We start from the raw sequence: 12,600 nt of genomic DNA on the forward strand, positions 1-12,600 counted from the left end.
GGAACAGGCTTTCAAAGTTCGGCTGCACATCGTCAAACAATCGGTTCAGACTGCTTTGCATGATCTTGAATCTTGCCGAATTTTCTTCGCTCAATCTTCGATCGTGGATAAATCGCCCGCCGGCAGTTTCAACTCCCAGGCTTTCAGCACGCGCCGCATGATCTTGCCGCTTCGCGTTTTGGGCAGCTTGTCTTTGAATTCGATCTCGCGCGGAGCGGCATGGGCGGACAAGCCTTCTTTGACGAATTTGGTAATCTCCGCTTTCAATTCGTCCGTCGCTTCATAGCCTTCGCGCAGCGAAATAAACGCTTTGATCACTTCGCCCCGCACGGGATCGGGCTTGCCGATCACGCCTGCTTCGGCGACGGCGGGATGCTCGACCAGTTTGCTCTCCACCTCGAACGGACCGACCCGCTCGCCGGACGTGTTGATGACGTCGTCGATCCGGCCCTGGAACCAGAAATAGCCGTCTTCGTCCATATAAGCAGAATCGCCTGAGATGTACCAACCGGGAATACGTACGTACTCTTCGTATTTGGCCGGGTTGTTCCAGATTTTGCGCATCATGGACGGCCACGGCGTACGGATCGCCAGATTGCCCATCCGCAGCGGCGGCAGGATATTCCCCTGATCGTCCACGATCGCGGCTTCGACGCCGGGAATCGGTTTGCCCATCGAACCGGGACGAAGCTCCAACGACGGATAGTTGCAAATCAATTGCGCGCCCGTCTCGGTCATCCACCACGTGTCGTGGATACGCCGCTCGTACACTCGGTGTCCCCAGCGAATGACTTCCGGGTTCAGCGGTTCGCCGACGCTCAGCACATGCCTCAGCGAAGACAGATCGTATTCTTTGACCGCTTCGTCGCCCGCGCCCATCAGCATACGGAACGCCGTCGGCGCGCTGTACCAGACGGTAACTTTGTTGCGCTGAATCGTCTCGTACCAGTCCTGGGGACTGAAGCGGCCGCCGCGTATCACATTCGTGACGCCGTTCAGCCAGGGCGCGAAAATACCGTATGACGTGCCCGTAACCCAGCCGGGATCGGCCGTGCACCAGTAGACATCTTCCGGGCGCAGATCGAGCACGATCCGTCCGGTATACGCCTGCTGCACCATCGCGCCGTGAACATGGTACACGCCTTTCGGCTTGCCGGTCGAACCGGACGTGTAATGCAGGATCAATCCGTCTTCGCGGTCGACCCATTCGATCTCCGCTTCCGTGGAAGCTTCGCGCATCAAAGCATGGAAATCGGCGAACGGCGAATCTTCCGGCAGCAGGCTGTCCGGCGAATCCGTACCGGCCGCTTCTTGTTCGACAGGCCGGGAAGCATCCACCAAAATCACGTGTTTCAGCTCCGGCAATTCATGCGCGGGAACCCGTTCGGCTAGCTTGGGCGTCGTGACGATCGCGACCGCGCCGCTGTCTTGCAGCCGGTCGCGCACCGCCGTTTCCATAAACGCTTCGAACAGCGGACCCGCGATCGCGCCGATCTTGACGATGCCGAGCAGCGTGAAATACAGTTCCGGCGTGCGCGGCATAAAGATGAATACGCGGTCGCCTTTGCCGATTCCGAGACTGCGCAACATATTCGCCGCCCGGTTCGATTCCTGCCGCATCTGCTCGAACGTATACGACTCGTCGCGCTCGGGATCGCTGTACAGCAGCGCGATTTTGTCGCCCAGGCCCGATGCCGCGTGCCGATCGATCGCTTCGTAAGCCAAATTCAGCTGTCCGGTTTCGTGCCAACTGAAGTTTTTTTCTTCATCCATCCAATCAAATGCGAGACGAGCCTCTTCGTAGTCGCCCAAGTTCGATTCCTGCACCTCGACACCGATGATTTCTACCGTGTTTTTTTCCATAAGAGCCTCCTGTCGCGTAAATGAAGTTGCTTACTTAAGCTGCATCGTTATGCGTTTTACAGATATAGCGCTTACAATTTTCTGTAGTATAGCACATCTGTTACTCGTTTTCTTCTTTTGACCGCGAGACGGTTGAAAAGAAAGGCTTTAAAAACAAGAACTGTCCAAAAGTGAAACCGGTGCTGTGTGTGTTCGATGCTACAATGCCCGTAAGCAACAAGCAGTTATCGATTACGGGAGGGAAAAGAAGATGACAATGCAAGGATTTACGGTACCGGACCGTTGGAAATGGTTTACGGAAAGCCGCTATGGGCTGTTTCTTCATTGGGGTCCTTATACGCAGTATGGGCGGGGCGAGCAGGTGTTGTTTCGCGAGCATCTGGATCAGCGGGAATACGCGCAAGCGGCCGCAAGCTGGAATCCGGCTCATTTCGATCCCGAGTTATGGGCGGACACGGCCAAAAAAGCGGGTTTCAAATACGCTTGCCTGACGACGCGGCATCATGATGGCTATTGTCTATGGGATAGCGCGTATACGGACTATTCCAGCGCCAAACAAGCCCCGCGCAGAGACTTTGTGCGCGAATACGTCGACGCGTTCCGCAAAGCCGGGCTGCGGATCGGGCTGTATTATTCATGGATCGACTGGCGGCTGCCCGCGTATTTCGACGGTCCCGGCAAAGACCCGCAAGGCTGGGAGCAGGTGCGCGACTATTTGCATAACCAGGTTCGCGAGTTGCTCTCCAATTACGGACAGATCGACCATTTCTTTTTCGACGGCGTATGGCCGCGTAATGCGGACGATCTGCGCAGCGTGGAATTGGTAGAAGAGATGCGGCGGCTTCAGCCCAATATTTTGATCAATAACCGTCTCGGTTACTCCATGGAACGTCAAGGATACCGGGCCGACGGAGGAGCGGGAGCAGGAGACTCGGATACGCTGGGGGATTTCGGCACGCCGGAACATCTGGTCGAGGTGGATCGTACGCGTCTGTGGGAGTCTTGTCAGGTCAGCACATGGCGTCTATGGAGTCATGTGATCGGCGAGCGCTGGCGGCCTACGGATACGCTGCTGGATCTGCTGTGCGAATGCGCGGAAAAAGGCGGCGAGCACGGCGGCAATCTGCTGCTCAACTGCGGCCCGACCGCCGACGGCCAGCTTCCGCCTCAGTTCGTGGAACGGGCTTTGGAGATCGGGCGCTGGCTGGAGGTGCACGGCGAAGCCGTATATGGATCGGACGGCGGCTCGTTGACGGAATTCGTCACGCGGGGGAGGCAGACGATCAGCGGCAATAATCTGTATCTGATTATCCGCTTTTGGGACGGTCGACCGGAGATGCGGCTTCAGGATTTGGTCACTCCGGTTACCGGAGTCACGCTGCTGACCACGGGGCAAAAGCTGGAATTCGAGCAGACGGAGGACGAGTTGATCATGCGAGGGCTTCCCGTCGAAGCGCCGACCCGGCTGTTCCCGGTCATTCGCGTGGAATGCGCAAGCCGCCCGGAAGCGAACGATTGGGGACGCCAACGGCTGTGGGAAGGCGATCCTGCGCGAGTGGCGGAATGGGCGCGGAAACGGGGGACGTCGGTGTATGCAGACGGAGCGGAGCGGTGAGCGCGGGCTTGAACGTAGCTGTTAATTGCGGGCCAGTGCCGGGCGCCGGTTGCGGCAACTCATCGTTGAGCCAGTCAATTTCCAAATATCCGCAGCAGACACCGACGCAACTTTCCGCAGCAACAAACAACCCAAAAAACGTCCGACAGTCGAGATCCGACTTGCCGGACGTTTTCTTTTACCCAAACCCGCCTACTCTTTCAACGACCCGATCAGCAGTCCTTTGATAAAGTACCGCTGAAGAAACGGATAGAAAAAGATCACCGGCCCGATCGTCAGGATCGCGGTCGCCATTTTCACCGATTCCTGCGGCAGAACGGCATCGCTGACGATTACGCCGGAGCTTTGCATCTGCTGGATCATATTGATTTCCGAATTGAGCTTGAACAACAAATATTGCAACGGATACAGATTCTGATTGTCGACCAGCATGATCGCGTTGAACCAGTTGTTCCAGTAGCCGATGCCGTAAAACAGCGTGATCGTGGCAAGCACCGGCATGCAAAGCGGGAAGTATATCCGGAACGCGATAAACATATCGTTCGCGCCGTCGATTTTGGCCGCTTCGATCAGCGAACCCGGAATCTGCGACATATAGTTGCGGACGAGAAACAGATTGAACGGGTTGAAAATGAGCGAAGGGACGATCAGCGCCCAGATATTGTTGCGCAGCCCCAACTCCAGATTGATCAGATACCACGGCACAAGACCGGTATTGAAGACCATCGTGATAAAAAAGAACATCGCCAGACCGTTGCGGTACCGGATATGCTTGGCGGCGAGCGTGTACCCAGCCATACCGGTGATCAGCACCGCGATCAACGTTCCGACAATCGTTACGAATAGCGAAACCAGATAGCTACGGTACAGCGGGGAAGTGCCGAGCAGCAGCTTATACGCGTCAAGCGAAAATTCGGACGGCAGCAGTTGATACCCGTGTTGCTGGATACTGGCTTCCGAGGTGAACGACACCATCAGCACAAGCAGCATCGGCACCAGGCACAGCAGCGAGACGAAGCCGATCAACGCCGCGTTGGCGATATCGAACAATCGGGATCGGTTGATGTTCATGGACGGAGACCTCCTTTTGGATAATCAAGATTCTAAAAGAGCGCATGGTCCGGGTTGATTTTGCGCACGATCCGGTTGCTGCCCCAAACGAGAATGAAGCCGACGACGGATTGGTACAGCCCGACCGCCATCGCTTGCGCCGGATTGCCGATGGTGCGCAGCGAGCGGAACACGTACGTGTCGATAACGTCGACCGTCGGATACAGCAAGCCGTTGTCTTTGATAATCGCGTAGATCATATCGAAGCTGCCGTACATGATTTTGCCGAGCGCGAGCAGGGACAAGATCATGATCGTTGGCATCATCAGCGGAATGGTGATATGGCGGATCAACTGCCAGCGCGTGGCGCCGTCGATCCGTCCGGCTTCGTAGTACGTATCGTCGATTCCGGTGATCGCGGCGAGATAGATGACCAGATTCATGCCGATGTCTTTCCAGACGGCGGTGATGACCAGGATGCTCGTCCAATATTGCGGCGACGCGTACCAGTTGACCGGATTCAGGTTCAGCTTCGCCAGCACTTGGTTAACGATGCCGTAATCGGTCGACAGCAGGCTGTACAGAATGTAGCTGACGATGACCCAGGACAGAAAATGCGGAAACAGGATCGTCGATTGCGTCAGCCGCGAAAACAATTTGCTGCGCAGCTCGTTGAACAAAATGGCAAGCGCCATCGCGGCGACCGTGCCGACGACGATAAACAGCACGTTCAGCTTGAGCGTATTGAACGTGACTTCCCAGGCTCTGGGCGAAGAGAAAAAGAATTCGAAATTGTCGAGACCGATCCACGGCGAATTGAAAATGCCGGTTTTGAAGTTGAAGCGTTGAAACGCGATCAGCATGTACGGAAGCGTGAAATAACCGAAAATCAGCGTGTAGACGGCCGCGGGAATGACCAGCAAATAAGCGTAGCCGTTTTGTTTCAGTTCGCGCAGCATGGAGCCTTTTTTGTTTTTCATCGCAAAAGCCACACCCTTTCGTTTCGTGGGAAAAGTCTGCCGTTACTCCACTCCAGTCTAAGCAGCAGAATCGAGAGCGGTAAACTTCGAAAATGGCGCGACGGCGAATCGAATAGCGATTTCGGACTTCGAATATGGCGAAAAACTTTAATTTGGCGTTCATTCGGAGGATTTGCATACATGGAAGGGGTAAAGCGGCAAGCCTTATGCAACAAGGGTTCTATAGTTCTTGAGAGAGGTTGATGACAGATAATTCGCGATTTGAAGCCGAAGTGTTCGCTATTGCGATCTTTTTCGGCTTCTTTATAATGAGAATAACTTCAAAGCTTCGCATGTAAGCGTTATCTAGTCACAATTCACGACATATAAACGAACATTCATACAGACGGATTCGGAACTGGAGGGAATAGCGATGTTAAAAAACGGACTGCTAAGGTATACGGTATATCGCAACATGTTCTTCAGTTTTGTCCTGCTGACCGCTCTCGTCATTGCACTGGTAACGGCGGTGCTCTATGCGCTATTTTCCTGGAGCACGGCCCGCGAAGTCGGTAAAATTTCCGAATCCATGCTCAAGCAAAGCAGCGTGGTCTCGAACGTGATCAAAGACCAGGTGTACAATTTCGGCGGATTGATGCTGAACGACAAGACCATCGTGGCTTCTTTATTTGATCGTGAAAATGACCGGATCAAGCAGTATCACGCTTCGCGGGTGCTGCGCAATATGCAGACCACCTATCCTTTTATCGAATCGATCGGCATTTACAACGGCTTAACCGAAACGTATCTCGACACCAAAGGGGCCACGCTGGAGCAAGAGCAATTTTTGCTTACGCAGATCAGTTCCAAAAACAAAAGCTACTTCCAACTGTTTCCGCGGCGCATCCTGAATCCCGGCAGCTCCAAAGAAAGCAACGTGCTGACCTTTGTGCTGCTGCCCAGCTATTACGCGTTGCTGCCCGCTCAAGGCGCCATGGTCATCAATATGGATACGGACTATATTCAGAAGCTGATCGGCGGTTACAAAAACGATGCGGCGGATTCGCTATTCGTCATGAATGCCAAAGGCGTGATCCTGACCCATTCCGATTCGTCGAGATTTATGGAGAATCGGTCTTCCACGCCTTACATCGAACGCATTTTGCAAGAACCCGGAGAGAGCGGCTATTTCATGGACGAGATCGACGGTCGCAAAAACGTGATCACTTACGTCAAGTCGGCCGATCTGGATTGGGTATTCGTCAGTCACAGCGAGTATCGCAATCTGCTGTTCAATATGAGTACGCTGCGCTGGTCGTCGATGGGACTTGCGTTGGCCATTTTCGTCGCGAGTTTGCTGTTGTCGGCCCGGTTGACTCATTATGCCTATAATCCGATCCGCGGCGTGTTGGAAAAAATATCGGGCATGCAGCGGCATAAGCAGTCTGCGCGCCGGATCAACGAATTCGAATTGCTGAACGCTTCTTATTCCGAGATGACCGAAAAGCTGTCTTCGCTCGAAAGCGTCGCAGCCCGAAGGCAGGAAACGGAAGTGCTTGAGTTGTTGAAAAGCGGCGATTCGGGCACGTTCGAACGGTTTGCGCAAAGCTGCCCCGGAACCGCGTATATGACGGTCGCACTGTTGATTGACGGATTGGACGAGTTTCGGACGAAGGTAGACGCGCCGACGCGGGCTTTCGCGCACGAAGCGATTTTGCGTACGACGACCGAGCTGTTCGGCGGTTACCGGGTCCGTGCGGCGGTCATCGAAGAAGGTCTGATCGCGCTGATCATACCGACCCCGGAAGGAGGCGCGGAGCCGAGAGACCTGATCCCGCTCGACTCGCTGTTCCGCGAGCTTCAGCATGGATTGGACCATGCGCTGAATTTATCCGTGACGGTCTGTATCGGGACGGTTGCGCAATCTCACGAAGAATTGCAGCAGTCGTTCGAACAAGCGCAGTCCGGCGTTCAGCGTCGTTTTTTCGAAGGCCAGGGAAATCTTTTCGATTGTTCAACGTCTTGCGATACAAGCGAGCACGAGTTGGCGTATCCGTCCAGGCAGGAAAAATCGGTGATCGACGCGATCCGGCTGCGGCAGCGTACGCGGATCAATCGGGAAATCGAGCTGTGGGCCGAAGAAATATCGACAGGGGATTATCACGAAGCGTTATTTTATATGAATCAATTCGTCAGCAGCTTGTATAAGCAGCTTCGCGTCCCACGCTCCGAAAATCAGGAAATCAACAATCTGTTTTTGAACTTTACCCGCCGGATGTCTTCGTTCGAGACGCTGCACGAATTCAAGGAAGCGCTCAAAGGCTTGGCCGGAAAATTGTCCAGCGACGCGGATACCGACGGAGACGAACGGCATGCGGAGATCGTCGATTATATTCAAACTTATGTCGAAACCCATTACGCCCGGCCCGATCTGTCGCTTGAGCTGGTAGCCGGCGAGGTGAAGCTGTCCCGAAGCTACGTCGGCAAGCTGTTCAAAGCGCACTGCGAGTCGTCGTTCAACGATTATCTGAATGCGGTAAGGTTGGAGCGGGCCAAAGAGCTGCTGCTGCAAACCGACGAACCGGTTCAAAGTATCAGCGAGCAGGTGGGGATTTTCAATACGACCTATTTCTATACCCTGTTCAAAAAATACAATCAACAGTCACCGGCCCAGTATCGCAGCCAAATGCAGTTGGGACGGCTCAAAGCCTGATCGCACTGTTCAAATCCGGGTTTTCCTCATTATTGCAGTATATTCGCGCACACCCCTCCGGTTACGCTTGGGACGACGCATCTATTCAGATCGAGAGGGGATAACCGAAATGAAGACATGGAAGCGGAAAGCGAAAATGGGACTGGCGTCGATCTTGGCGCTCGGTATGCTGGCCGGTTGTTCGGGCGGCGGCGAAGGTTCGAACGCGGGTGGAGGAAGCGGAGGATCGTCCGGCAAGCTGCCGGTCCGTTATTTGTTGCCCGGCAACGCGCCGGAAGATCTCGATACGGTCGTCAAAGCGATCAATGAAAAGCTCGAAGCGGACGGTCTGAATCTGGATTATCAGCCGACGTATATTCCGGGCGATGCCTGGGATCAGAAAACCAATCTGATGATGTCGACCGGCGAAGAATTCGAGCTGATTACAATCATGCACGATATCAAAGGTCCGAATGTGTTGGCCGGCAACGGAGCGCTGCTGCCGATCGACAAGCTGCTCGACGAGTACGGACCGGAGTTGAAAGCGTCGATGCCCGACTGGATCTGGGACTCGGCCAAGATCAATGGCGAAATCACGTATATCCCCAACTTCTGGCTCGATACGGCGTTCAATGACGGTATGGTGACGCTGCGTACCGATCTGCTGGAAAAGAACAATCTGGACGCGCCGGCATCGCCGGAAGACCTGCTGAACATCGCCGAGACTTTTCAAAAAAACTGGCCGCAGGACAACAAAAACGTCTATATCAAGCTGCTCGGCGAACCGGCGACGTTCCTGCATACGACGTACGACACGTACCCGTTCGCGGTCATCGACAACCTGATCTACGTCGATCAGCAAGGGAACGTAAAGTCGTGGCTGGAGACCGACGAGTTCAAAAAAGACGTTGAATACATGAACGAAGCTTATTCCCGCGACCTGATTCTCAAAGACGTGTTGACGACGCCGAGCGAGGTGCTCAACAAAGAAGAATTGGCAGGCCGTTATTTATATCGTCCGGGCGACGTGGGGATCGACGATAAAATTCGGGAAACTTTCCCGGGCGCGGAAGTGAATATCTATTTCCTGAACGAGCAGCAAAAATTCCGTTCGTACGCGATCCGCAACTCCAACGGCGTATCGGCCACGTCTCCGAACCCGGAAGCGGGCGTGCAATTCCTGAATTGGGTGTTCTCCAGTCAGGAAAACTTCGACCTGGTGCAAAGCGGAATCGAAGGAACGCATTGGAAAGACGAAGGCAAAAACAAAAAAGAAACATTGGCCTTTACCGACGCGGGCGGACCGAAATACGAGCTGTCCACCTGGTTGCTCGGCAACGTCGAAATGAACCGTTACGCGTCGACGATCGACCCGGGCCGCCTGGAGCGCCGGACGACGGTGGCCGACGATGCGATCAACAGCGTCACGATCGGCTTCAGCTTCGACCCGACTCCGGTGGCGAGCGCGTACGCTAACAGCGTGGCCGAGCTGCAAACGAGCATTTTGCCGTTGATGTACGGGGTCGTGCCTTACGAGAGCGGCTTTGCAAGCGCGATTCAGAACATGAAAGCGGCAGGACTGGATACGGTCGTGGACGAGTATAAAAAGCAGTTCGATGCTTGGCGGGCGGCACAGTAGCGCAAGAATGGCGATCTGCTGCGTGGGGGAAATTTCAGCCTTTCGTCGAATAACGGATGTATCGCTTAGGTTGGCAGCGCGGCAGCGGCTTCGGGCAGATTTCTGTTCGAAGCCGCTGCCTGTTTATATTCGCTTTTGCACTTCCGAAAGATGGTGTTCACCGCATAAAACCGCTATGATAAACGAAGGAGAAGCGGACCGTCCGGGCGTAAGCGTCGTTTCATCGTTTTGCGGCCGCCTTTTTCAAATACGTGCCGTTCCGGGAAAAGGAGGCCGCATGGAGCATATCAAAATGTTTCACGAAGAAACAATAGGCGAAGGCGAAAAAAAGCTGGTCATTCAAGGGCCGATGCCGTCCGATCAATTGCGCAAGCTGGCGCTGCATCCGCAGCTCGACGCGTTTCGCCGCCCAAGCGAGCAGCACGAAGCGCTTGTCGAAATCGCCGAGCTGCCGGAAGGGCGAATCATCGCGGCGTTGGAAAACGAGACCGTGGTCGGCTATGTCACGTTCCATTATCCCGACGAGTACGAGCTATGGTCGGAAGGGAACATGGACGATCTGGTCGAGTTGGGCGCGATCGAAGTTGCAAACGATTACAGAAGCCGGGGCATCAGCAAAAAGCTGCTGGACATCGCGTTTCGCGGCGGTCAGCTCGATAACGCAATCGTGTTTACCACGGAGTATTATTGGCACTGGGATCTGGACAGCACGGGCCTCAGCGTCTGGGACTACCGCAAAATGATGGAGGATCTGATGAAAAACGTCGATATGGTCTGGTTCGCCACCGACGATCCCGAGATTTGCAGCCATCCGGCTAACTGCCTGATGGTTCGGGTAGGCAAAAAAGTCCCGCAATCGTCCGTGGAGGCATTCGATCGGTTGCGCTTCCGGCAGCGATTTATGTATTGAATAAGCGCGGCGGAAAAAATCGGCAGAAGCGACGCAGGGTTGAATCTCGCACACAGAAAGGAGCCGCAGCATGCAGGATGCCGTGTATATGTTTCATCCGCATTTTTTGAATTATGTGTTCGACAAAGACCATCCGTTCGACCAACACCGGATCACGTTGACACGCGATTTGCTGCGGTCGGCGAACGCTTTTCCGAACAAGTCTGCAATCGTGTCGGTCAAACATCTGGACGAATCGCTGCTGCATGCCGTACATGTGCAGGAATATATCGAAAGCGTCAAAGCATTGAGCGCTTTGCGACCGGATGGGCGAACAATCGGCGAAGCGCAAAAGTATGGATTGGATACGGAAGACACGCCGTTTTTCCCCGGTATGCACCAAAGCGCCGAGGTCATTGCGGCGGCGACGGTAGAAGCGGCGAAACTTGTTATGGAGGGGAAAGCGCGTCACGCCATTAATTTGGCAGGAGGTCTTCATCACGCGATGCCGCAGCGGGGTTCGGGATTTTGCGTATACAATGACGCGTCGATCGCCATTTCGTTTATTCGAAAAAAATACGGAGCGAAGGTGCTGTACGTGGATACGGACGTACATCACGGCGACGGGGTAGAGATGTCTTTTTACAGCGATCCGAATGTGTATACGTATTCGATTCACGAAACGGGCAAATATTTGTTTCCCGGTACGGGATTGGTGGAGCAGCGGGGCGAAGGTGAAGGGTTTGGTTGCACGATCAATCTGCCGATGGAGCCGTATACGGAAGATGATTCCTGGCTGGAATGCTTCGGGAACGTGCTGGACGACGTGCTGCATAAAGCCAAGCCGGATATCATCATCAGTCAGCATGGATGCGACGCGCATGCGCTCGATCCGCTCGCGCACGTGCATTGTTCGATGAAGATTTACCGGGAAATGCCGAAAATGCTGCACGAGGCCGCGCATACGCATTGCGACGGACGCTGGGTGGCGCTGGGCGGCGGCGGGTACGATATTTGGCGCGTCGTGCCGAGGGCTTGGGCGCTGTTGTGGATGGAGATGAGCGGGCATCCTCTGCTCAATAAGATCGATGCCGACCCGCATATGCGATTGCCGGAAGAATGGCTTGAGCGTTGGGGAACGGAAAGTCCGGAAGAGTTGCCGGAGACGTGGCTGGACGATACGTCGGAATGGGCGCCGATGCCGAGAAGAACGGAGATCGAAATGGCCAATCGCCGTACGGCGGAGCTGGCTTCGATGTATTTGCGGTAAATAAGCGAGCGGCAAGATAAAAATTCAAGCAAGATAGAATAGAACTTCAAGATAAAGATTTAAATATAGATACGAATAAAGGGTGCAGACAGGATTTTCGGGGAAAGATACGAAGCTTGTCGCGGTATCCGAGGATACCGTGCGGAAATGTGTGCAAAAAGTCAAAAAACCATACTCGATTTTTTCTTTTTTTCTAAAATGTTGATGTTTTGTAAGTAATTATTCGAAAAAAGCTCCGAAATCAGCGGGGAAAACGAAATTTGTTGACTTTTCATCAAGATTTTCGAAAATCGGACGGCTAAATCGTGAAAAAGTGGATGAAAAGTCAACAATCGAGGCTCGGCTAAAAGTTCGAATAGCCGATAGAAGTAAGCAAACAAAACGATATGCAGAAAAAAGCTCTGCCGATGTTCGCGAACTCGCGAGACGGCAGAGCTTTTCGTTATGCGTATTCGCCGAGCATGGGCAAGGAAAACCTCAAGGCGTAACCTTACCTTCACTTGGTACAGAGTACTAGGGCGTGTACGCAAACTCCGCCGGAAGCAGATTTTGCTGAATTTTCGTTCTCGGCAAGGAACTTTTTCGCAGGCGTGCCGGGGCACGTCAAGGAAAAGTGACGCAGT

The 12,600-nt window shown here is 54.0% G+C and carries 8 protein-coding genes; 5 read left to right on the forward strand and 3 right to left on the reverse strand.

Features of this window, described 5'->3' with window-relative positions; translation table 11 throughout:
* Window positions 1-90: 90 nt before the first annotated feature.
* Window positions 91-1,863: an acetate--CoA ligase gene (gene acsA / locus WKI47_RS16035; RefSeq protein ID WP_340228170.1), complete on the reverse strand. Its 1,773-nt coding sequence runs from the start codon at window positions 1,861-1,863 to the stop codon at window positions 91-93.
* Window positions 1,864-2,113: 250 nt separating this feature from the next.
* Between acsA and WKI47_RS16040 the strand changes: the two genes are divergently transcribed.
* On the forward strand, window positions 2,114-3,478 hold the full coding sequence (locus tag WKI47_RS16040; protein ID WP_340228171.1) for an alpha-L-fucosidase: 1,365 nt from the start codon (window positions 2,114-2,116) through the stop codon (window positions 3,476-3,478).
* 192 nt (window positions 3,479-3,670) lie between these two features.
* On the opposite strand, the gene WKI47_RS16045 is transcribed toward WKI47_RS16040, so the two are convergent.
* Window positions 3,671-4,549, reverse strand: coding sequence for a carbohydrate ABC transporter permease (locus WKI47_RS16045; RefSeq protein WP_340228172.1), 879 nt, complete (start codon window positions 4,547-4,549; stop codon window positions 3,671-3,673).
* 32 nt (window positions 4,550-4,581) lie between these two features.
* Window positions 4,582-5,508, reverse strand: a complete 927-nt coding sequence (locus WKI47_RS16050; protein ID WP_340228173.1) for an ABC transporter permease — start codon at window positions 5,506-5,508, stop codon at window positions 4,582-4,584.
* 412 nt (window positions 5,509-5,920) lie between these two features.
* Between WKI47_RS16050 and WKI47_RS16055 the strand changes: the two genes are divergently transcribed.
* From WKI47_RS16055 to WKI47_RS16070, 4 genes are all read left to right on the forward strand, one after another.
* Complete coding sequence (locus WKI47_RS16055; RefSeq protein ID WP_340228174.1) at window positions 5,921-8,200, forward strand: helix-turn-helix domain-containing protein; 2,280 nt, start codon at window positions 5,921-5,923, stop codon at window positions 8,198-8,200.
* A 109-nt stretch (window positions 8,201-8,309) separates the two neighbouring features.
* Window positions 8,310-9,818, forward strand: coding sequence for an extracellular solute-binding protein (locus WKI47_RS16060; protein ID WP_340228175.1), 1,509 nt, complete (start codon window positions 8,310-8,312; stop codon window positions 9,816-9,818).
* Window positions 9,819-10,095: 277 nt separating this feature from the next.
* Window positions 10,096-10,728 carry a GNAT family N-acetyltransferase gene (locus tag WKI47_RS16065; RefSeq protein ID WP_340228176.1) on the forward strand — a complete coding sequence of 211 codons (633 nt, stop codon included), beginning with the start codon at window positions 10,096-10,098 and terminating at the stop codon, window positions 10,726-10,728.
* A gap of 70 nt (window positions 10,729-10,798) precedes the next feature.
* Window positions 10,799-11,977, forward strand: a complete 1,179-nt coding sequence (locus WKI47_RS16070) for an acetoin utilization protein AcuC (RefSeq protein ID WP_340228177.1) — start codon at window positions 10,799-10,801, stop codon at window positions 11,975-11,977.
* Window positions 11,978-12,600 lie beyond the last annotated feature (623 nt).

The sequence above is a fragment of the Saccharibacillus sacchari genome (assembly GCF_037722395.1).
Classification (GTDB): Bacteria; Bacillota; Bacilli; order Paenibacillales; family Paenibacillaceae; genus Saccharibacillus; species Saccharibacillus sacchari_A.